General features: G+C 54.9%; 19 protein-coding genes. 6 read left to right on the top strand and 13 right to left on the bottom strand.

What is annotated here, in order from left to right; all coding sequences use genetic code 11:
• Positions 1-8 precede the first annotated feature (8 nt).
• The 4 genes from ACA053_RS11790 to ACA053_RS11775 all read right to left on the bottom strand — a co-directional run bounded on the left by ACA053_RS11790 (position 9) and on the right by ACA053_RS11775 (position 5,327).
• Positions 9-1,511, bottom strand: coding sequence for a CoA-acylating methylmalonate-semialdehyde dehydrogenase (locus ACA053_RS11790; protein ID WP_497395579.1), 1,503 nt, complete (start codon positions 1,509-1,511; stop codon positions 9-11).
• A gap of 44 nt (positions 1,512-1,555) precedes the next feature.
• Positions 1,556-2,365, bottom strand: a complete 810-nt coding sequence (gene iolB / locus ACA053_RS11785; protein ID WP_497395577.1) for a 5-deoxy-glucuronate isomerase — start codon at positions 2,363-2,365, stop codon at positions 1,556-1,558.
• Positions 2,362-3,255, bottom strand: coding sequence for a myo-inosose-2 dehydratase (iolE, locus tag ACA053_RS11780; protein WP_497395575.1), 894 nt, complete (start codon positions 3,253-3,255; stop codon positions 2,362-2,364). The genes iolB and iolE overlap by 4 nt, the downstream gene beginning before the upstream one ends.
• A 134-nt stretch (positions 3,256-3,389) precedes the next feature.
• Positions 3,390-5,327: a bifunctional 5-dehydro-2-deoxygluconokinase/5-dehydro-2-deoxyphosphogluconate aldolase gene (locus tag ACA053_RS11775; protein ID WP_497395573.1), complete on the bottom strand. Its 1,938-nt coding sequence runs from the start codon at positions 5,325-5,327 to the stop codon at positions 3,390-3,392.
• Positions 5,328-5,638: 311 nt separating this feature from the next.
• Here ACA053_RS11775 and ACA053_RS11770 point away from each other — a divergent pair, with 311 nt between their 5' ends.
• Both ACA053_RS11770 and ACA053_RS11765 read left to right on the top strand, forming a co-directional pair.
• Positions 5,639-6,559 carry a MurR/RpiR family transcriptional regulator gene (locus ACA053_RS11770; protein ID WP_109629879.1) on the top strand — a complete coding sequence of 307 codons (921 nt, stop codon included), beginning with the start codon at positions 5,639-5,641 and terminating at the stop codon, positions 6,557-6,559.
• Between the two features lie 76 nt (positions 6,560-6,635).
• Complete coding sequence (locus tag ACA053_RS11765) at positions 6,636-7,247, top strand: glutathione S-transferase (RefSeq protein ID WP_497395571.1); 612 nt, start codon at positions 6,636-6,638, stop codon at positions 7,245-7,247.
• Positions 7,248-7,318: 71 nt separating this feature from the next.
• Here the strand turns inward: ACA053_RS11765 and ACA053_RS11760 are convergent, their stop codons facing one another.
• The 3 genes from ACA053_RS11760 to ACA053_RS11750 form a co-directional block, all read right to left on the bottom strand.
• Positions 7,319-8,410 (bottom strand): alkene reductase, encoded by a 1,092-nt coding sequence (locus ACA053_RS11760; protein ID WP_497395569.1) that lies wholly within the window; start codon positions 8,408-8,410, stop codon positions 7,319-7,321.
• A gap of 21 nt (positions 8,411-8,431) precedes the next feature.
• Entirely contained in the window at positions 8,432-9,454 is a 1,023-nt protein-coding gene (locus ACA053_RS11755; protein WP_497395567.1) for an LLM class oxidoreductase, read from the bottom strand.
• Between the two features lie 105 nt (positions 9,455-9,559).
• Positions 9,560-10,471 (bottom strand): LysR family transcriptional regulator, encoded by a 912-nt coding sequence (locus ACA053_RS11750; protein WP_497395565.1) that lies wholly within the window; start codon positions 10,469-10,471, stop codon positions 9,560-9,562.
• A gap of 352 nt (positions 10,472-10,823) precedes the next feature.
• Here ACA053_RS11750 and ACA053_RS11745 point away from each other — a divergent pair, with 352 nt between their 5' ends.
• Positions 10,824-11,927: a DNA alkylation repair protein gene (locus ACA053_RS11745; RefSeq protein WP_497395563.1), complete on the top strand. Its 1,104-nt coding sequence runs from the start codon at positions 10,824-10,826 to the stop codon at positions 11,925-11,927.
• 256 nt (positions 11,928-12,183) lie between these two features.
• On the opposite strand, the gene ACA053_RS11740 is transcribed toward ACA053_RS11745, so the two are convergent.
• The 5 genes from ACA053_RS11740 to ACA053_RS11720 all read right to left on the bottom strand — a co-directional run bounded on the left by ACA053_RS11740 (position 12,184) and on the right by ACA053_RS11720 (position 16,423).
• Complete coding sequence (locus ACA053_RS11740) at positions 12,184-12,360, bottom strand: hypothetical protein (protein ID WP_497395561.1); 177 nt, start codon at positions 12,358-12,360, stop codon at positions 12,184-12,186.
• 462 nt (positions 12,361-12,822) lie between these two features.
• Positions 12,823-14,130, bottom strand: a complete 1,308-nt coding sequence (locus ACA053_RS11735) for a hypothetical protein (RefSeq protein ID WP_497395559.1) — start codon at positions 14,128-14,130, stop codon at positions 12,823-12,825.
• 192 nt (positions 14,131-14,322) lie between these two features.
• On the bottom strand, positions 14,323-14,994 hold the full coding sequence (locus ACA053_RS11730; RefSeq protein WP_497395557.1) for a hypothetical protein: 672 nt from the start codon (positions 14,992-14,994) through the stop codon (positions 14,323-14,325).
• The gene (locus ACA053_RS11725) at positions 14,991-15,944 is read right to left on the bottom strand and encodes an MvdC/MvdD family ATP grasp protein (protein WP_497395555.1); all 954 of its coding nucleotides are present in this window, start codon (positions 15,942-15,944) and stop codon (positions 14,991-14,993) included. Before ACA053_RS11725 ends, ACA053_RS11730 begins: the two co-directional genes overlap by 4 nt.
• A gap of 14 nt (positions 15,945-15,958) precedes the next feature.
• A complete protein-coding gene (locus ACA053_RS11720; RefSeq protein WP_461674688.1) occupies positions 15,959-16,423 on the bottom strand; it encodes a hypothetical protein in 465 nt (154 codons plus the stop codon).
• A gap of 399 nt (positions 16,424-16,822) precedes the next feature.
• Between ACA053_RS11720 and ACA053_RS11715 the strand changes: the two genes are divergently transcribed.
• The 3 genes from ACA053_RS11715 to ACA053_RS11705 all read left to right on the top strand — a co-directional run bounded on the left by ACA053_RS11715 (position 16,823) and on the right by ACA053_RS11705 (position 19,946).
• Positions 16,823-17,959, top strand: a complete 1,137-nt coding sequence (locus ACA053_RS11715) for a polymorphic toxin type 44 domain-containing protein (protein ID WP_497395552.1) — start codon at positions 16,823-16,825, stop codon at positions 17,957-17,959.
• The gene (locus ACA053_RS11710) at positions 17,946-18,338 is read left to right on the top strand and encodes a hypothetical protein (RefSeq protein WP_497395550.1); all 393 of its coding nucleotides are present in this window, start codon (positions 17,946-17,948) and stop codon (positions 18,336-18,338) included. The genes ACA053_RS11715 and ACA053_RS11710 overlap by 14 nt, the downstream gene beginning before the upstream one ends.
• Before the next feature lie 180 nt (positions 18,339-18,518).
• A complete protein-coding gene (locus ACA053_RS11705) occupies positions 18,519-19,946 on the top strand; it encodes a restriction endonuclease (RefSeq protein ID WP_497395548.1) in 1,428 nt (475 codons plus the stop codon).
• Between the two features lie 101 nt (positions 19,947-20,047).
• Here ACA053_RS11705 and ACA053_RS11700 read toward each other — a convergent pair whose 3' ends face one another.
• Positions 20,048-20,410 (bottom strand): DUF6124 family protein, encoded by a 363-nt coding sequence (locus tag ACA053_RS11700; RefSeq protein ID WP_172790787.1) that lies wholly within the window; start codon positions 20,408-20,410, stop codon positions 20,048-20,050.
• Between the last annotated feature and the right edge of the window lie 298 nt (positions 20,411-20,708).

The raw sequence follows: 20,708 nt of genomic DNA, 5'->3' as shown, positions 1-20,708 counted from the left end.
CAGGTGAATTATTTGGCTGTCGGCATACTGAATTCGGGGCCTTTGGCGATGCTGTCGGGCCAGCGTTGCATCACGCTTTTGTAGCGGCTGTAGAAGCGGATGCCTTCTTCGCCATAGGCGTGATGGTCGCCAAACAGCGAACGCTTCCAGCCGCCGAACGAGTGCCAGGCCATCGGCACCGGAATCGGCACGTTGATGCCGACCATGCCGACCTTGATGGTGCGAGCAAACGCGCGGGCGATGCCGCCGTCGCTGGTGAAACACGACACGCCGTTGCCGAATTCGTGGGCGTTGATCAAAGCGACGGCGCTGGCGAAATCCGGGACGCGGACGATGCCCAACACCGGACCGAAGATCTCTTGCTGATAGATGCTCATTTCGGTGGTGACGTTATCGAACAGCGTCGCGCCGACGAAGAAGCCGTTCTCCGCGCCCGGCACCTTGAACCCGCGACCGTCGACAATCAGCTGCGCGCCTTGGGCCACGCCTTCATCTATGAAGCCTTCGACCTTGGCCTTGTGTTCGGCCGTCACCAACGGCCCCATGTCGCTGTCGCCCTGCATGCCATTGCCAACCTTGAGCTGATCGATGCGCGGCAGCAGCTTGGCAATCAACTGGTCGCCAACATCGCCCACCGCAACGGCAATCGAGATCGCCATGCAGCGCTCGCCCGCCGAACCGAAAGCCGCGCCGATCAAGGCGTCTGCGGCCTGATCCAGATCCGCATCGGGCATGACGATCATGTGATTCTTCGCACCGCCCAGCGCCTGAACCCGCTTGCCGCGCGAGGTGGCTTGCTGGTGAATGTACTCGGCAATCGGCGTCGAGCCGACAAAGGAAATCGCCTCGATGTCCGGATGTTGCAGCAGCGCATCGACGGCGGTCTTGTCGCCCTGGACCACGTTGAACACGCCGTCCGGCAACCCGGCTTCGGTGAGCAAGCGGGCCATCAGCAAACTGGCGGACGGGTCGCGCTCGGAGGGTTTGAGGATGAAGCAGTTACCGGTGACCAACGCCAGCGGGATCATCCACAGCGGCACCATCACCGGGAAATTGAACGGCGTGACCCCGGCGCACACGCCCAGTGGCTGGCGCAGGTTCCAGTTGTCGATGCCGCCGCCGATATTGTCGCTGAACTCGGTTTTCAGCAGGTTCGGCGCACCGCAGGCGTATTCGACGATTTCGATGCCACGGGTGACTTCGCCCTTGGCGTCGGAGAATACCTTGCCGTGTTCGCGGCTGATGATTTCCGCCAGTTCATCGTGATGACGGTCGAGCAGTTCCTTGAACTTGAACATCACCCGCGAACGGCGCAAGGACGATTGCTCGGACCAGGCCGGGAATGCTTTCAGGGCCGAGGCAACGGCGTCATCGACGGTTTTCTGACTGGCCAGCCCGACGCGCGCTTGCACCTCGCCGGTCGCCGGGTTGAAGACATTGCTGAACCGCTCGCTGCCGCTGTCTTGCACTTGACCGTCGATGTAATGGCCGATGACCGGGGCGTTGCTCATTGTTCTTGTTCTCCGTGCAGAAAATGGAATTCAGGCTTTTAAGTTCAGAGATCGAGCAGCCAACTGTGCTGCGGATCGTTATGGAACTGCCAGACGCGTTTCGGGCCGGCCATCACGTTCAGGTAATACGACTCGTAGCCGTAGGGCACGCTGACCGGGTGATAGCCTTTGGGCACGACCACGAGGTCGCTGTTTTCCACGGCCATGGCTTGATCGATGCTGCGGTCGTCGGTGTAGACGCGCTGGAACACGAAGCCCTGAGGCGGGTTGATCTGGTGGTAATAGGTTTCTTCGAGAAAGCTCTGGTGCGGCAGGTCGTCGGTGTCGTGCTTATGCGGCGGGTAGCTCGACGAGTGTCCCGACGGCGTGCGCACTTCCACCACCAGCAGCGAATGGGCGGGCTCGGTATCCGGCAAGATGTCGCAGACGTAGCGGGTGTTGGCGCCCTTGCCACGCACGCTGCGTTTCATGCTCTCGGGTTTGATCAGCCTTGGGCCGAGGCCTTTTTCAGCTGAGCCCGGGGCGGCGCAGACGGCGATCTGCACATCGCTCAACGCCACGACCTGGGCCTGACTGCCGGGCGGCAAGTACGCGGCGAACGGCGATTTGTCTTCGAACACCGACTGGCGATCGCCGAGGTTGTCCCAGTCGAAGGCGCCCTGCCCCGGTGCTTCGCCCTTGATGCTGATCCGGCCGCTGAGCAGCACCAGGCACAGTTCTTTATCACCCGCCGCCACCGGCAAGGTTTCGCCCAGGCTCAAGCGGTAAGCGGCGAAGCCGACGTATTCCAGCTCACCTTTGCCCAACTCGACCATCGTCCGGCCACGGGCGTTGCTTTTGACCAGCAGGCTCATCGCGCAATCCTCTCGTCGAGCAACGCACGCAAGGTGTCGTAGCCTTTTTTCGCGTAAACGTAGCTCGGTGCCACGGCCGGGTCTTGCTCGGCCTCGACCACCAGCCAGCCGTGGTAATCGTTGGCCAGCAACACATCGAGCAGCGCGGCGAAGTCGATGTCGCCATCGCCGGGCACGGTGAAAGTGCCGTTGATGATGCAGTCCGGAAAGCTCCACAGGTTGTTGCGCGCCAGTTGCATCACCGGTTTACGCACGTCCTTGAAATGCACGTGGCAGATGCGTTCGATGTGTTTGCGCAGCACCTGCAACGGCTCGCCACCACCCATATAGCAATGGCCCGAATCGAACAGCAGACCGACTTCGCTGCCGGTCAGCGCCATCAGCTTGTCGATGTCGGCCGGGGATTCGACGTAAGCGCCCATGTGGTGGTGATACGCCAGGCGCACGCCTTGGGACAGGGTGAAACGCGCCAGTTCGGTGAGCTTGTCGGCGTATTCCTGCCAGGCCTGTTCGGTGTGGAAGCGCGGGCGTTCGACCAAGGGAATGCGTTGGCCCTGGATCGAGTCCGCCACTTCACCGTAAACCAGGACCTTGGCGCCGTTCTTCGCCAGCAGCTCGACATGGCTGCCGATGGCGTCGATTTCTTCCGCCACCGAACGACGGGCCAGACGGCTGGAATACCAGCCCGAGACCAACGCCAGATCATAGGGCCGCAACACGTCACCGACGCCTTTGGCATCCTTGGGGAATTTGCCGTTGAGTTCGAAACCTTCGTAACCGATCTCCTTGCCTTCGCTCAACGCAGTGCTCAGCGGCGTCTCGCCACCGAGGGACGGCAAGTCGTCGTTGCTCCAGGAGATCGGGTTGATGCCAATTCGGATAGCGGGCATGGCTGCACCTTTTGTTGTTTTTTAAATTTCCGTTGGGTCTGAGGCCGTCTTCGCGGGCAAGCCTCGCTCCTACAAATCACCGCAATACCGTAGGAGCGAGGCTTGCCCGCGAAGAACGATAACGCGGTGTTGCGTCATACGCGGGCGGTGCGCCAAGCGTCGATGAGTTCGACGAAGGTGTCCTGCACCTGGCGGATCAGCGCTTCATCGTCGATTTCACCGGCCAGCCATGCGCGGCTCGGTTCCTGGAATATCGTCCGGCCCACGGCGAAACCTCGGCACGTCTGACTCAGCCGGGCCTGTTGAAACCCTTCGGCCAGGGCAGACGCCGGCGCATTCAACCCCAACAACACCACACCACGGCAATACGGATCGCGCTCCTGAATCAGCTCATCAAGTTGCTTCCACTCCTCGGCACTCTGCGCTTCGATCTTCCACCACGCCGGGTAGATGCCGAGGTTGTAGAGGCGCTTCAGCGCGCGATACAGCACGTCCGGGTGGGTCGACGGATGATCCTTCGGCGGGATGATTTCCAGCAGCAGTTCATGCCCACTGACTTGGGAGGCCTGATACAAACCCTTGATCTGCGCTTCCTGTTCCAGGCGCAGCAACGGCTCGTCATCAGGATGGAATTGCACCAGGCACTTGATGATCTGCTCTTGCGGCCAGGCAATCAGGTTGCTGCCGATCGAGCGACCATGTTCAAACGCCAAAGGCCGCGAGCCCTGCACTTCCACAGGCCGCGCCACCCACCAGCCACGACCGGTGGCGGCATTCAGCGAGTCCTGGCCGAAACGCTGATCAGCCAGCAGCCCAACATCGGCATCAATACCCTGCTCACGCAAATCGGTTTCAACCCGCTCCACGGCTTTGATAAAGAGTTGCTTGAGTTCGCAGATAGCGCTCAGGTCACGACCACCCTTGTGCGCCAATTCCACCAGTTGCCCACGATGATCAAAGGCAAAGATGAACAGCTGCCGCCACTGTTTGCGCGGCACACTGACCTGGTGCAGCCGCTGCAACACCGCGTCCTGATCCGGCCGGGTAATCGGCACCGGGCTATTGAACAGGTAATCGAGTTCAGCGCGGGTCGGCATCGCCGGGGCGCAGGCATGGCGCGACACCACCAGACCGCCGCAAGCATTGGCCAACTGGCAGCAGCGCTCGTCACTGGCATCCTCCAGCCAACCACTGAGGAAGCCCGACATAAACGCATCGCCGGCCCCCAACACGTTGAGCACTTCCACCCGAACGCCAGGGTAAATCGCCCCGTCTTCAAGGCGCACCGGAATCACCCCGTGAATCACCGTGCAACCCTGCGGCCCGAGCTTCACCACTAACGTTGCATCACTCAAACGCCGGACATTACACAACGCCGTGAGCAAATCCTCCGAACCGCCAGCAATCAAAAACTCTTCTTCAGTGCCAACAATCAGATCAAAACGCGGCAGGATTTTCTGCACATGCTGGCTGACATTCTGATCGGCGACGAATCGCGTCTCGCCATCAGCCTTGCCGGCCAGCCCCCACAGCACCGGGCGATAGTCGATATCCAGCACGCGTTTGACGTTGTGCTTCTGGGCGTAATCCAGCGCCTGGATGCTCGCCTTGTAGACGCCGTCGGTGGAGAAATGGGTGCCGGTGATCAGCAAGGCTTTGCTGGAGGCAATAAAGGCCTCGCTGATGTCCTCGGCTCGCAGCGCCATGTCGGCGCAGTTTTCGCGGTAGAAGACTAAAGGAAAGGTTTCGCGGTCCTTGAGACCGAGCAGGACCATGGCGGTCAGGCGTTCCGGATCAACCTTGACGCCGCTGACGTCGCAGCCTTCGCGGGCCAGGGATTCCAGCAGGAAGCGACCCATGTGGTCGTCCCCTACCCGGCTCAACATCGCCGATTTCAGGCCCAGCCGCGCAGTGCCGAAAGCAATGTTGGCGGAGGACCCGCCAAGGTATTTGGCGAAGTTTGAAACATCCTCGAGCCGCGCCCCGACTTGCTGCGCATAGAGGTCGACGCCGAGGCGCCCCAGGCAAATCAGATCCAATTGACGCCCACTGGCAAAACGAGTCTGGCCCATGCTGGCTCCTGTTATTTTTATCAGCCTGCGTTCGGGGCGTTTCAGGCGCCGAACGCTCTTGGTGGGATGCAGACTAAAACGACCGGGACCGAACAATCAATAATTATTCCAAATAATTTTTACGTGGAATATTTTTTCCAATAAACTTTTACAAAAGCATTCCAGACACAGTGCATCGTTTCAGCAAACCTCACGCCGGCCGCAAGCTCAAGATTTTATTCCGGCCTACCCTGTAGACTGCGCACAGCCAACCTATTGTCAGGGGATGACACGCAAGTCAGCCCTATAAGAACAAGCCAGAAGGATTCCCTATGTCCCGCACCGATCAGCCGGCTACGACCGAGAGCACGCCCGACAGCGATCTCGTCAGCCCCCCGATCAATGCCGAGCGTCTGCTGCAGCTGATCACCAACGAATACGAAAGCCTGCCGCGCCAGCTCAAACGCATCGCCAGCTACATGAGCCAGCAAAGCGACCGGATCATGGTCGACCGCATCAGCGACATCGCCCGCGAGTGCGAAGTCCACCCCTCGGCCATCGTGCGGTTCTCCCAGCGCTTCGGGTTCAGCGGTTTCAGCGAAATGCAGGCCCTGTTCCGCGAGGCGTACACGCACAAAACCACGCCGGTGCAGAACTACCAGCAGCGCATTCGCAGCATGATCGCCAACAAATCGCAGAAAGCCAGCGGCGGCGACCTCGCCCGCGAATGCATCGACGCGACCCTGTCCGGCATCGAGCGACTGGGGCAAGAGCTCGATGACGAAGCCTTCGACAAAGCCGTGGACCTGGTGGTCAATGCCGACAACATCTACGTGGTCGGCGTGCGCCGCTCGTTCGCCGTGGCCGATTACCTGGTCTACAACCTGCAACACACCAACAAGCGCATCCATCTGGTCTCCGGCCTCGGCGGCAGCTACCGCGAGCAGATGCGCAGCGTGCGCGCCAATGACCTGGTCATCGCCATCAGCTTCACGCCCTACGGCAAGGAAACCCAACACTGCCTGCGCATCGCCCAGCACAACCAGGCGAAAACCCTGATCATCACCGACAGCAACCTCTCGCCCCTGGCCAAACGCGCCAACACCGTGCTGTTGGTCAATGAAGGCAGCTCGTTCGCCTTCCGCTCGTTGAGCGCGACGTTGTGCCTGTGCCAGGCGCTGTTCATCGCCGTGGCCTATCGCCTGGAATTGAAGGTTGACGAGATTCACGAACAGGTCGGTTTCGAGGATTAGCCCCGCACCGTTTGCACGTCGCCGAACCTCAGCTAAGGTAGTCCATCCCGACATGGACACCTGAAGGAGTGGCGCAATGAAACTGATCGGCATGCTGGATTCGCCCTACGTGCGGCGCGTGGCCATTTCCGCTAAGCATTTGGGCATCGACCTGGAGCACGAGTCGGTTTCCGTGTTCCGCCACTTCGAGCACTTCCAGCAGATCAACCCCGTGGTCAAGGCGCCGACCCTGGTGCTGGACGACGGCGAAGTGTTGATCGACTCGACCCTGATCATCGACTACCTCGAAGCCTTGGCCGGTCCCGGCAAAAGCCTGATGCCCGACGACCTCAAGCAACGGCTGCACGCATGGCGCCTAATCGGGCTCGGGTTGGCGGCGTGCGAAAAGTCCGTGCAGCTTTACTACGAACGCAACCTGCGCCCCGCCGAGATTCAATACCAGCCTTGGGTTGAGCGCGTCGAAGGCCAACTCGCCGCAGCCTATTCAGCACTTGAACGCGAACTGGAAAAACAGCCTCTGGCAAACGACGCCTTGATCGGACAAGACGGCATCACCCTCGCCGTTGCCTGGAGCTTCACCAACCTAGTGACCCCGGATCAAGTCGATGCCACACGTTTCCCGCGTATAGCCGAATTCACCGCGCAGGCAGAAAAGCTTGAGGCCTTCATCAGTACCCCAATATCCTGACCGCCCCCCTCGAACGGACCCGACCATGACCGCCGCCGAACAACCTGCCCCGGCGCTGCACGACGGGTCCACTATGCACTTTCTGCGACTGGCGACGAGTACGCGGGATAATCGATGTAGCCATGCGCTCCCCCGCCGTAGTAAGCCTCCCTTCCCGCTTCGGCCAGTGGCCAGCCATGGCGCAAGCGATTGACCAGATCGGGATTGGCTATAAATGGCCGGCCAAAAACCACCAGGTCGCTTAATCCTTCTTCGATGGCCTGCTGCGCTGTTTCAAGATTGAACCCGCCCGACACCATCAAGGTGCCGTCGTAAGCTGCGCGGAAGTCTTTTTGAAAGTCCACCGTGCCGAGATGGCTCGCATGCAAGTAGGCAATCTGGCGTTGCGACAGTGCTCCAGCCAGAGCGAGCCAAGTGGCCTCTTCGCCATCGAACGGGTGCAGATCCGCCAGGTGGGCAAAAGGCGACACGCGTACACCCACCTTCGAACTGCCGATCTGCGCACTCACCGCATCGACCGTCTCAAGCAGCAATCGCAGGCGATTCGCGATCGGTGCACCACCGTAACGGTCTTCACGCGTGTTGAAGCCGCCGTTGATGAACTGTTCAAACAGATACCCGTTGCCGGCGTGAATTTCAACGCCGTCAAAACCTGCCGACATTGCATTGGCCGAGGCCAGGCGAAAGTCTGCAATGACCTGCCGAATCCCGTCTGCATCCAAAGCCACGGGCGCACTCACCGCAACTTGCGCAGGCTTGCCGTCGCTGTCGTAAGCATGCACCAGCGTTTGACTGGCCGGCATGGCCACAGGCGCGACAGGTGAGCGTCCGTCCAACAAGGAAGAATGCGAGACGCGCCCCACATGCCAGAGCTGGAGGAACATGCGTCCCCCGGCTTGATGAACCGCATCAGTCACGCGCTTCCAGCCTTCAATTTGCGCTGCGCTGTGGATCCCCGGGGTAAACAAGTAGCCACGTCCCTGTGGAGAGACCTGCGCGCTTTCACTGATGATCAGACCGGCTCCGGCGCGCTGGGCGTAGTAGGTCGCCATGTCTTCAGACGGCACGGTGCCCTCGACACGAGCGCGGGTCATCGGCGCCATGACGATGCGATTGGGCAGCACCTGATCCGCGAGGTCGTAAGAGTCGAAAAGTGATGACATGAGTGATTCCTCCGCGTGATCTCAGGCATGTGACGGAAAGTACGGCAGAACGTACTCGCCGAGTTCGTCGAGGATTTCGCCATAGGGTTGACGGCTGACCTTGGGGTTGAGCGCGATATGCGAAACGCCGGCAGATTGCGCGTGCTCCAGGTAATTGCGCAGGCCGTTGCGCCCCGCCCGGAAGCCGCCCTGGATGCGCTGGAATGGCTGATCCGGGTTGTCGCTGAGGTCGAAATAGCCGCCCAGGCCCAACGGTTTGAAAGCGTTGCGGTTCTCTGCCTCCTGCACGGCGGCGTGCCAGCTTTCGCCCAACGATGCCAACCGCTCCGGGCTTTGGACGCCGGCAAGATAGCCATCAAGGTGCTGAGCCAACCATTCAACGCTCTGTTGCGCCTGGCCAACAGCAATTGACGGGACGCGGCCATACGGCGCTTTCGGCACCAGGTCCAGGTTTCCGTGTGAGCCACCGAATCGCTCGGAGCGAAAACGCGGAAAGCTCTGCTCGATCAAGGTTCGAAACACCGAAAAGGCATCACGGTAGCGATCACCACGGGATTCATAATCGATGCCCAGCATCGGGTAATCACTGTATCGATCACCCGAGGACAGCCCCAACACCAGTCGACCTTCACTGAGTTGATCGAGGGACGTCGCTTGCTTGGCCAGATACATCGGATCACGGGTCGGCAGCACAATACCCGTGGTGCCCAAGACAATGCTGCGGGTGGCGGCGGCCAGGTAACCGATGTAGACCAGCGGCTCAAAGATCTGCGCCACATCGCCATAATCCGGGTCGTAGAAAGGTATGTCGCGCATCCACAAGGCACCAAAGCCCAGCGCTTCGGCGCGTTGCGCCATCTCCACGTGATCACGCATGGTCGGCGCTGGTCGGCCCGGGTGGGTTTCGAGGGGCAAAATCAGGCCAATCGTGAGCGCCTGCGGTTTAAACAAGCGTTGAAACCCGGGATGGCGCTCAAGCGAAGGATGGGCAGTCAGTAAAGTCGCAGGTTGACCTGGCGGAGAGAAGTGTGTGGCGGTAGTCATGATGGCAGTCCCGTGAGTGACGATGACTGACATATTTATTGATTCCTCAGGCTGGATAAACAGCAGTTCGCGACCGTTACACGGTCCGCTGAGTCCCCAATATCGCTATCTTTCCCAAGGCACTCCTGTTTCCCAACGCTCGATCAACAGGTCAATAAACCTGCGAACGCGGGGGGACAGGTGGCGCTTGCTGGTGTAGACGACTCTGATGGGATCAGGAGGTGCGCGATAGGGTTTCAACACTTCCACTAACGTGCCATCGCGCAGGTCGTTCCCCGTAATGTAGGTCGGCAGATGAATCAGGCCGATGCCTGCCAGCGCCGCTTCTCGCGTGGCTTCTGAACTGTCGATGTTCAGTCGCCCTGGCTGTTCGTAAAGATGAACGCCGGCAGGTGTCTGGTAACGCCAGACGGTCGGCCGCTCGCCACCGAACAAAGCGATGGTGTCATGCCCGACAAGGTCAGCGGGCGTTTGCGGCACGCCGCGTTGGGCCAGATAAGCAGGCGATGCACACGTCGCGAATTGCTGCCAAGCCACGGTACGGGTAAATAATTGGGAGTCATCTTTGGGCATGCCAATTCGTATGGCGATGTCGATGCCCTCCTCGACCAGATCAACAAAGCGATCGGTAAACCAGACATCCGCCCGCAGTTCAGGCCACTGCTTCAGATAAGCATCCAGAATCGGCAGAATGTGGCGCTGACCAAAGGACAGCGGTGCCGTGAGCTTAAAGGTCCCGGTGGGCCGCCCTCGGCGCAAGGCCATGGTCGCTTCCACTTCATCCAGGTCTTCGAGAATCTGACGCCAGCGCTCAAAGGCCACCTGCCCCTCGTCAGTCAGGCTCAGTTTGCGCGTCGTGCGATTGAGAAGCCGTGCGCCCATCCGGCTTTCCAGGCGAACTATGCTTTTCCCCACCGCCGACCGGGTCAGACCGAGAGAGGCCGCCGCCGCGGTAAAGCTTCCAGCCTTTACGGCGCAGACAAATGCAGCGATGTCACCAAAACGGTTGGCTTCCATGGGTCGCTTTACTCCAGGACATGCAGAGAGTGTATGTGGAGCGTGAGGCCCATAAAATTTCCTGTTCATTTATCAATAGGACCGGATCATGATCCTCAAGCGCGCAGGCTCGCAACCCTCGATAAAAGCCCCTGAAGCGTACTTCACAGGCACCGTCCGTATGGACCCACTCAACTCCCCTCCTGAACCGGCCCGAGCGTCCATCGTCAGCGTCAGCGAACGTCGATCCCCCGGGGGAATGATTTGACCTGTGAGCCTGCAACTATCGCGAAATTCACCGCACGAGCAGAAAAGCTTGAGGCCTTCATCAGTACCCCGATAACCTGACCGGCCCCCTCGAACGGACCCGACCATGACCGCCGCCGAACAACCTGCCCCGGCGCTGAAGGAAATCTTCAACGCCGAACGCCTCAAGCACATCGCCACCGAAATGACGGCGGTCTACCCGGCCTTCAACGCCAAAGCCTTCCTGAAAATGGCCAACGACGGCCTCGCCGACCTGTCGATCATGCAACGCATGGCCCGCGTCAGCGAATGCCTGCACGCCGTGCTGCCGCTGGACTACGACAAATCCCTCGAAGTCCTGCGCGCCCTCGCCCCCCGCCTCAACAGCGGGTTTGTCAGCATCTCCCTGCCGCATTACGTGGCGATGTATGGCGCGCATGATTTCGAGCAATCGATGGACGCGCTCAAGTACTTCACCGCGTTTGGCTCTGCGGAATTTGCGATTCGGTATTTTCTGCGCAGCGATCTGCAGCGGTCATTGGCGCTGATGAAGGCATGGTCCCGGGATGACAATGAACATGTGCGGCGCCTGGCCAGCGAAGGCAGTCGACCGCGGTTGCCGTGGTCGTTTCGGTTGGAGCAGATTCAGAGTGATCCGACGTTGGCGGCGGCGATTCTCGACAACCTCAAGGCGGATGACAGCCTTTACGTGCGCAAGTCCGTGGCCAATCACCTGAATGACATTACCAAGGACCATCCGGAGTGGGTGCTGGACTTGATTGAGGGGTGGTCGCTGGAGAACAAGCACACCGCGTGGATTGCCAAGCATGCGCTGCGCAGTTTGATTAAGCAGGGGAATCAGCGGGCGTTGGCGATTATTGGGGCGAGTGGTAAAGCGGAGGTTGAGATTGTTGGGGTGAAGGTAGAGCCGGCGGTGATTCGGTTGGGGGAGAAGATTACGTTGTCGTTTGCGGTCAAATCCACGGTGGCGGAGAGTCAGCGGTTGGTGATTGATTATGCGATTGATTATGTGAAGGCCAATGGCAGCACTTCGGCGAAGGTGTTCAAGCTTAAGGCGTTGACGTTGGCTGGTGGGGTGACTGAACGGGTTAGTCGTGGGCTGCAGATCAAGGAGCTGACTACTCGGAAGCACTATGTGGGGAAACATGCGGTGCACATCCTGGTGAATGGCGAACGCCTCGCCACCACCTCCTTCGAAATCCTCGCATAACCTGAAGCCGCTGCCTCGTGGCGAGGGGATTTATCCCCGTTCGGCTGCGAAGCAGTCGTGAAATCAGGCAGCTGGTTCTTTCAGAAAAACCGCGTTTCCCGGCATGCGAAGACAACGTCCTCAAACGCAACCTCGCGCCGCTCATCAGCCGCTACACATCCAGGCACCGATTGCCTGTTAAGTAAATCCACCCCGCTCTTCCCAGACCAATCTTGCCAGCACATCAAAAATGACAACATCGCCTGATGGCCGCGCTTTATTTTGTCTTTTTCGTGGGTGTGCATCTGGTGTGAACACCGATCTGACCCTGCCCGACTTCTTCCTTGAGCTGTTCAGCTGCGTACTGACATGCCTCCAGATTCTCGTACTCAGCATGATCAATCGATACAACGGGCGACGCGCCGCTAAGAACGACCCAGAGAATGTACTTCATGATGCCTCCGATGCTATGAGAAGTGAGGGAGTCTACCTGTGGATTGATGGCCATGGCATGGGGGGCATTAACTAGGCAAAGGTGGTGTCGGGAGTTGAGAAGCTAAAACGGGAATTGGTGTATTTTTCGGTCCTTGTTGGAAAATACATCCATCCCTTTTTTCCGCTGTCGTGGTCAGCAGATCAAGGAGCTCACCACGCGCAAGCACTATGTGGGCAAATATGCAGTGCGCATTCTGGTGAATGCCTTGCCGGCACCTCATTCGAAATCCTCGCCTGAGACACGCCGTTCTTCTGTAGGAGCGAGGCTTGCTCGCGATGGCGTCAGGACTGACCTCTCGCGTTATCGCAAAAAAACTGCTCTTTGTGTCGTTCGTTTGGGGGCGATTACAGCTTCGCGACAGGCAGCTTTCGGCCATAAGCTGACGCTCAACCTCACGCCCTTGGAGATCGGATTTATAGCTCAGTCAGCAAGGCCAAGCTTTCTGCTAAACCAGTAATAATCTGTATAGTCAAATGCGCCTCCAAACAATTCATCTATTCTCGCTTTGATGATTGTGTAATCATGGCGAGCGCGACCTCTATCGTGGCATTGAGAGTTTTTTTCAATTTGTCCGGCCAGATATTTAATGGAGTTTTCATTAAATAGCTTTATGTACTGGGGGATCGATACTTGAAAGCGCGAATCCGCCTGATCATAGTTTGTGCTGACTCCGTAGTAAGTTGAGGCAATCATACAGAACTTCTCTTGCCATTCTTCAGAATCGGAGAGTTTAAGTATGTAATCAAATTGGTATGAACTGAAAACTGGCTTGTCTTTTACAATCCACTCCTGTAGATCATCGCCATGCTTGAAAATATTCTCCTTTACAAACCATCCTGCAGTTTTACCTATAGGGTCGCTCTCAATATAATGTTCAACTTTTAGACGAGCAGCGTCGCTTAAAATGGGGAACAATTCGTGATTTTCAGAAAGGAAGAATATAAGATATTGCAAAGGGCTACCAGCGCTAGCCAGATTGCTAAAGAAATCAACATCTCCTCGTATTGCTTCAGGAAGCAAAGCTTTATTTCTGGTAGCTATCACCTCAAGCACATGAAGATTGATCAGTCTGTTAGTTTCACACTGCTCATTTTCAACTCTAAACACAATCTTCCATAGCGAACGAAATATATTTAACTCAACTGGCACGGTAGTTCTATCAAAATACCGATTCACAACATATTTTTTTACTTTTGATCTGTCATTAAGTATCTCGCGAGACTCTGAAATATCATCAAGTAATTCTTGAAGAATATGCTGGGTATAGAAAGGAGGCTTGATTAAAACATCGGTCAAAGTATTTCGAATTAATGCTCTAACGGTTTCTTTGTTAGGTGAATGCAGCTCACGCTCCCTGTTCAAAACAGGATGCGCTGAAAGGTGTCTTTGCTTTTGCAGATATCTCAAATTTTCGTATTCGGAACTATCCAGCAAATTTGTTTTATCATTTACCTCATCAATCAACTTCAGTTCCCAAGCGGCAGATTTCTGATCTAGCTCTTGAATCTTACTGACCTCATCTAATATCGCCTTCGCTGACCCATCATCATACAGATCGATCAGATTTTGTAACTTATAAACAATGTCGCATATCGCTACCGACCAAAGCATCACGACTGCCGATCTATAATTTCCGTTTTGATATGAAGACAAAACCTCTCTGAAATATTCTTTTGTCCTGCCATAATGAATACTGTCTGACTTTTTTTCTAACGAGAACTCGTCCATAAAATTTCCGCCTAGTAGTTTGATATCGTGGCGCATTAAATTATAGCATTTAGAATGCACCAATAGAATTGAAGCAGGCTCCCTCTACTTCGTAGTTCTTGCATCCGCAAAGTCTCTCGCGAGCGCCTGCTATCGGCCAAAGGTATACCTCCAAATGAATCTACGAAACTACGGGCGACTCATAGATCTATGTCACGAGTAGCACATCACTACTGGAGCGGGATTGCTGGGTAAGTATTTCTTTTTAGCCCAATCAAATGCGGACGTCACTGGAGGCCAAAGACCCTGAATAACCATCAGCAATGCGAAAGTCAAAAATGCTCGCAATAGAAAAACATGGGTCATTTTTATACAGGTAACTTTTTCGTTCACCAACGGATAATTCAAGTGGATGGCAAGTGTGATTTCCTTGATGAGTGTCGTTGGAGATTCGGAGCTACCTGCGAGGCGGACCAAATCACTCGAATGAATTTGGTTAAATTGAGATACCCTCAGCGTATGAAATGCCCACAGGCCGGCGTTGACCAAGTAACAGACGGCCAATGCAAATATCAGTAGTGACGCACCCGAAAATATTGCGCTCGCCTTATCGTTCCAGATACTGGGGATAAGAGATGTCAAAACCGGCACAAGCGCAGTGATCGCGGCAAAGTAGATTCCAGCTTTTGTGTCAGCGCTTCTGCGGCGTTCAGCTTCTGCATCATAAAGACGACGTGCCTCATCAAGCGCAACAGCGGCGCCTGGGCTCCAATTATCCTGCTGAATGGAGGCCCGAAGCTTGCTCTCAGAATCGCTTAGGGCTTGGGCCTCCGCGACAGTTTGCTTTTCGAGAATGGGCCAAACAAACTCGCGAATTCTGTTCATCCGAAGGATATCTCTTCCAGCTCGTCAACAATGGCTTTGGAAATCGGATAACCCGTCAAGTTCTCTATCCACGCCCATTGTCCGTTCGGGTTGACCTCCAAAAACCAAAGCTTGCCCTCTTGGTCGCACACAAAATCGATGGCACCAAATTTCAGCCCTAGCGCCCTAACGAGAGCAATACAGCGACGACTAATCGATTCCTCGAGCTCAATCCTCTCATGTTTCAAATCGGTTCGAGTGCCCTGACGCCAATCTACTTCAGTCTCTGCATTGGTCTGCGACCAAATTGCAGTCGCGAAAATGTTGGTACCGACCACCGTTACCCGCACATCGTAACGTTTAAGAATTTCCTTTTGAACAATGAAGGGAGCTAGTGCGACAGCTTCAGCATCGCTCTCATTCAGCTCATCGATGCGATGAGTGAACATTACACGCTCGTTATCGCCAGAAAGAACGGCTTCTCGCAAAGGTTTTCCAATCGATCGGTGCTGATTTGTCAGCTTCTTCACCAACGTCCAATCATTAGTAACGCAGCCTTCTGGTATGTCGAAACCCAGTTCGTGAGCGAGGATTAATTGTCGAGGTTTGTCTTCAGCTAAAAATATCTGCGTAGGGCTACTAAACCAGATATCTTCAAGACGCATATACAAGCTTTTGAGAAAACTACCCCACTCGGACTCCACGTATCTCTTCTCGGCTTGATCCTTCACGGAATCCAAGGCATTAGGTGCTCCAGGACGGCGGAAGTAGGCTGCCGTGACCTGGTCTCCTCGAATCTCGTGGTCGCCGATGCGAATCGACCATTTTCTACGCTCTCGCCCCGACATGGTACTGATTGACTGCGGCAAGAGTTCAGTGTTGAGCCGGTAAAACGGTATCTCGCGGCGCCTTAGTTCGGCGACCACATAGTCCATCGTTATATCCCGTCGATTGGTAACCAATAAAATCATCGTCATTCCTTTGGCTAATCGTTGAAATACTGAGACTCCAAGCCAGACGCCGGATCGCCGTTATCATCTTTTTCCACCTGCACATTGGTCTTGGTAACGAGCTCCAAAAACTGGTTGAAATCGTTCGCAGCATCATCTTTTTCGACAACGGTGTCTGTCTTGGTCACCAGTTCCAACAGATGGCTCATTGCAGAGTCAACATCATCACTTTCTGCCCGTACCTCAGTTATAGTTTTCAGCTCGTCCAGCGAATAAAGGCCTTCGTCATCCTGCTCCGCGTTCACTTTGGTCTTCGTCATAAGCTCGGCTAACGCAAAATGGTCAATAATGGGAACAGGGCCAGTTTCTGAATCTACGACCCACATCGCCATTTCGGTTGAGTAGTAACCGGGCAATCTGTCCTCGCCCGTTCTTGCGATCGCAAAGCGCGCCAAAAATGGCATAGCCTCGCCAGATATTACTTTTTTCATCACGCCCATGTTTTGCTCTCCCTGCTCAAGGCTACTATCAAATAGCCGTAACTGACGATACTGCTTTGACATCACGAAGTCGACTCACTAGCTGTACGAAGCTGAGGTTCCTCCCGACCACTTTGCATCACTCCTAATTTTTAAGCACACGGAATGTCAGCTTCTGGCCGGTTGCTGCCCTTCATGATAGGCAGCGACCGGCCAAAAGGAGTCAGTCGGATGTGTCTACGAAACTACGGGCGATTCACCAAGACCCGGTATCGTTTTTAGTAAGCAACCGACACGGAACGCGGAAGGTTTTCAGCAAGACTTTTGGGATTTGTCTTGCAGCCATTGTTTGAGCTTCCCGATAAAGTCAGACTACCCAGCTCCAAGCTGGAACACCTCGCAAAGACTCAAGGACGATACATGATTTCTTCTGCACGACTGGGTGACAAGCATGTCTGTCCTTTGCCTGGCCATGGCACCACCCCGATTGCCTCCGCAAGTGGCGACGTAAATATCAACTTTATGGGCTCCGCACGTGTTGGCGATACATGTGGTTGTGGCGCCGTAATCACCACAGGGTTTCCATCGATTCAAGTGAATGGCCGTCCTATGGCCCACCTTGGCAGTCCTACCAGCCATGGCGGAACCATCATCACCGGGTCAGGCGATGTAGGTGGCGGGTTTGTAATGGGCGATGCTGGCGGTGCAACTATCATCAACTTCATGGCGCTGGGAGCGTTCCGTCCAGATGGCACCGTGGACGATGAGAAGATGGCGACCTTGCTCTCTAATCCAAATTTGAAAGAGAAGGCTCTGGCTGCGAATGCCTTGGTAGATCCGCAAGCAAGCACCGAAAAACCCGAAGCGAAGACAGAGCCTGAAGCACCTACTACGTGCAAAGACCCTGACATGATGGAGCAACTGGCCGGTTACATCGCCGATGAGATGAACCGCAATATCAAAGACCCGGCAGTCTTGGAAATGAAAGAACTAAACAGCTTCGATCCTGAGGCAGAAACCAAGAAGTTCATGGAGCTTCCGCTCTACCTGCGCCTAGGGCAAGACCCCCAGTTTTACAACATGGCACTTGGAAAAAAGGCGATGGCTTTCGCCATCTGGACGAAACAGGTGGGTCAGGGTCAGGATTGGGATCACAAGCCCAAATTGGCCAAACTGTTTGGCGCACCTTGGCACAAACAAGGAGCGTATGACTTCTACTACGATATCTGGTCGAACATCCATTATGGGTATGTCGGCTTAGCCGGTGGACTCTCCGACAGCATGCAATTGGACGGCGCTGGAGTTGAGCAAATAGGCTCAGACAGTTGGCGCTTCCTCAAAGACCCCAAGAGGTTTGATGGCCCACGAAAGACGGAAGAAGTCGAAGGGATGCGAGCATGGGACGATGCTCCAGATAGGGTGTCGATCATCCTGGGAATGGAGCTCTACAAGGAGTATCCGAACGGCGGTGTCACTGCACAAATCATCATGGACAAAGTGTTGGCAGTGCCAATCGCTGACTGGGGTACAGGGGTTCAAAAACATGTCTGCAAGTGAAAAGCGACCACGGCATATTGGGCGGTGGATAGGGCTGGTTCTTATTGGTGCTGTGGCGTGTTGGTACGTAGCTATCCCGCGAGTTGTCGTTTACTACTCAAAAGACGGCACCAAGAAAATTAGTTACGTCCTGAACACACAGCACACCATCGTTCGCGGTGAACTGCTGCCCGGAAAGACAATGGGTGATGCAGGACATATTTTTCCTGACGATGAGTTCTTCATGCGTCTCGACTGGTGGAACGCGAAGGGCCTGAACCGTTGCATCAGCATTACGCCCCAATGGCCGACAACGGAAATACATCTTGACCGTAACAGCGAGATTGACACCAGTGAAGGCAGTGGCACTGATGGAGAGCGATTGAAAGCTTGCGAGTAGGATTTAACCAGGGACAAAAGGGGGGATTCAATTTTATATCCCCTTTTTTGTACACCTTGGAAAACAAATCCGCCCATTTTTTTGAAAGACCGAAAATTGGAAGTATCATATCCAACAGCAAAAAATCTCGCTTTAAGCCAGCTGCAAATAAATCAAACTAAACTATTCCGGTGATACCAAGTGGCTTTACTAGACTTCTCCGAAATTCCTCCATCTAAAGCTCCATCGGCAGATGTCAGTGCTTTTGAGAAATTTGCGAAAGACTTCTTTATTACACTTTATGGGGCTGTAGTCGAGAAAACAGTGGGCCGAGGACCTGATGGCGGCGCCGATATTGTTATCCGAGTAAATGATGAGCGCTGGCTTGTAAGTTGCAAAAACTACTCCAAAGGCGCAATCCTACGCGACGTCGAAAAAGCCCCGCTTGGAGACATGCAGCAGTGGGGATGCCAACAGTTTGTTGGATTCTATAACCCCGAACCATCGTCCGGTTTAGAAGCAAAATTAAGACAAACCAAAGCAAACAACCCGGCGTTCAAGTGTCAGATATTTGACAATGAAGACATCGAACGCAATTTAATTGCGACTGCCTCTTCAGCCGGATGGATGCTCGCTTTTCGCTGGTTTCCTAAAAGTTTCTCTAGAATCGCAACAACATTAGTCCTTCCGTTCTCCGAATACAGTAAGGAGCACGTTGTGAGTAGAGAAGGATCTTCGCGAATAAACGGTATACCGACCACTGTACATTATCGAGCAGATGACGTTGAAGCAGAAAAAACGGCTACTGAGGAGCTCGTATCGTTTGCGAATGAACTGGCTACGGAAAAAGCATTTTCCACTGTGTTCATCGAGCGCATCAAAGATTTTTGTCTGATTGTGCCTGGCTCTTTTGTTCGTCCAGCTTTTATCCAAGATGATAACGTGCGCACTCAAGATCTATTCCCAAGCTGGGATATAAACCTAATAAAAAAAATTTGCTCTGAAAAAAATCGATTCGGCCTAAAAAGCTTGTGTATTGTATGGTCATTCTGGAATTTAAGACTCGCACAGTCTGTTTATATTTACGGCAGAACACTTATTGATAGACGTGAAGATCTCTTGGTTGGCTTAACATCAACCACTACAAACGACCTTGTCAATGCGATAACTGAATATGAAAAAAAAGACGGATATGCTTATCGCGCAAAAGGTTTGCGAGATGAACTATCGCTCGCTGAAATAGCTTCGACCGGCCGCACTTCGGAAAGAGGTTACTATGCATCTCTACTTTGTTTCTGCCCATCAGGATTGCACTCAGCAATTTCAAAAGAATATGCATTATCCAGAATAGCCATAAGACTGGACGAAGAACAACAACTTATAAAGTCAGTCAAGACACTGATATCAAGCTTCGATGAGCGCGACAAGGAATATGTAGAAGCCAAAGGCATAAATTTACTTGAACTACTCATTTCAGTTAATGTAATAGATACAGCTTACATTGAAAAACTGATCCAACTAGCGCCATCATTAAAATGCCTTCGCATGCCTCACACTGACGTATGGCAACCTACTGGACTAGCGAAAGACTCGATCGCTAATACGCTAGGGTTTTCACTGAGCAAGTGAGGAGAGCGTCATTAACAATGTAATACTCATCGCAGCTCGGATTTAGGTTTTTCGTATTCCCTCTGTGGCAACGGTTAGCGTTCGCCACAGAGGGTTCGCCCTTACTCCTTCACCTCAACCTTATCCAACGCCTGATTCACCGCCAATTCCCCCAACATCACCACCTGCGTAATCCCCAGCAGCGTCTTGCGGTGCGAGTTATCCAGCAACGCCGCGAAATTGCTGAGCATGGTCGTCGCCGAGCCCAGTGATTCGCTGGCGTTGGCCAGCAGGGATTCGGTGTCGTATTTGGGGTTGGCGAGGAACATGGGTTCGGGTTCGTGGGTGCTGGCCATGATGTTGGCACCTGGATTGAGGTAGTGGTCGAGGGCGCGTTCGGCGGCTTCGTGGAGTTTTTTGGAATCGAGGGATTCGTAGGGGGATGCCGGATTGGTGTCTGGTGGGTTGGGTGTTGGTTTGATCATGGTGAAACTCCTGATTGTTCATTAGGAGCTACCAACATCACTTGCAGATGATGGGTGGCAGCTATGCGCGGGTCTGCAAGACCGGGAAACCAGGAACCCGGCAGACCGTAAGGTCTCCCGCACAAAGCCGCCATTTCAAGGACCTGAATGAGCGTCCTGTGATAGGGCTATGCGACTGGCATTCCGGCGGGCTTGCAGACCCGATCACTGATGAGCAGTGACGGGAATCAAGTTACCGACGGGGCCCTAGACGCACAAGCCGGCGGATTCTGGCGTACGCGTAGGCAACGACGCAAGG

Source organism: Pseudomonas sp. LBUM1672, assembly GCF_059695655.1.
The sequence above is the reverse complement of the archived record's forward strand: the minus strand, read 5'-3'. Positions and strand labels throughout refer to the sequence as shown.

What these genes read in the sequence shown, in the direction of transcription:
- ACA053_RS11710 (WP_497395550.1), top strand. Translation starts at nt 17,946, where the DNA reads ATGTCTGCAAGTGAAAAGCGACCACGGCATATTGGGCGGTGGATAGGG.
- ACA053_RS11775 (WP_497395573.1), bottom strand. Translation starts at nt 5,327, where the DNA reads ATGGGCCAGACTCGTTTTGCCAGTGGGCGTCAATTGGATCTGATTTGC.
- iolE (WP_497395575.1), bottom strand. Translation starts at nt 3,255, where the DNA reads ATGCCCGCTATCCGAATTGGCATCAACCCGATCTCCTGGAGCAACGAC.
- ACA053_RS11760 (WP_497395569.1), bottom strand. Translation starts at nt 8,410, where the DNA reads ATGTCATCACTTTTCGACTCTTACGACCTCGCGGATCAGGTGCTGCCC.
- ACA053_RS11730 (WP_497395557.1), bottom strand. Translation starts at nt 14,994, where the DNA reads ATGAACAGAATTCGCGAGTTTGTTTGGCCCATTCTCGAAAAGCAAACT.
- ACA053_RS11750 (WP_497395565.1), bottom strand. Translation starts at nt 10,471, where the DNA reads ATGGAAGCCAACCGTTTTGGTGACATCGCTGCATTTGTCTGCGCCGTA.
- ACA053_RS11725 (WP_497395555.1), bottom strand. Translation starts at nt 15,944, where the DNA reads ATGATTTTATTGGTTACCAATCGACGGGATATAACGATGGACTATGTG.
- ACA053_RS11720 (WP_461674688.1), bottom strand. Translation starts at nt 16,423, where the DNA reads ATGGGCGTGATGAAAAAAGTAATATCTGGCGAGGCTATGCCATTTTTG.
- ACA053_RS11755 (WP_497395567.1), bottom strand. Translation starts at nt 9,454, where the DNA reads ATGACTACCGCCACACACTTCTCTCCGCCAGGTCAACCTGCGACTTTA.
- ACA053_RS11735 (WP_497395559.1), bottom strand. Translation starts at nt 14,130, where the DNA reads ATGGACGAGTTCTCGTTAGAAAAAAAGTCAGACAGTATTCATTATGGC.
- ACA053_RS11745 (WP_497395563.1), top strand. Translation starts at nt 10,824, where the DNA reads ATGACCGCCGCCGAACAACCTGCCCCGGCGCTGAAGGAAATCTTCAAC.
- ACA053_RS11740 (WP_497395561.1), bottom strand. Translation starts at nt 12,360, where the DNA reads ATGAAGTACATTCTCTGGGTCGTTCTTAGCGGCGCGTCGCCCGTTGTA.
- iolB (WP_497395577.1), bottom strand. Translation starts at nt 2,365, where the DNA reads ATGAGCCTGCTGGTCAAAAGCAACGCCCGTGGCCGGACGATGGTCGAG.
- ACA053_RS11790 (WP_497395579.1), bottom strand. Translation starts at nt 1,511, where the DNA reads ATGAGCAACGCCCCGGTCATCGGCCATTACATCGACGGTCAAGTGCAA.
- ACA053_RS11700 (WP_172790787.1), bottom strand. Translation starts at nt 20,410, where the DNA reads ATGATCAAACCAACACCCAACCCACCAGACACCAATCCGGCATCCCCC.
- ACA053_RS11765 (WP_497395571.1), top strand. Translation starts at nt 6,636, where the DNA reads ATGAAACTGATCGGCATGCTGGATTCGCCCTACGTGCGGCGCGTGGCC.
- ACA053_RS11770 (WP_109629879.1), top strand. Translation starts at nt 5,639, where the DNA reads ATGTCCCGCACCGATCAGCCGGCTACGACCGAGAGCACGCCCGACAGC.
- ACA053_RS11715 (WP_497395552.1), top strand. Translation starts at nt 16,823, where the DNA reads ATGATTTCTTCTGCACGACTGGGTGACAAGCATGTCTGTCCTTTGCCT.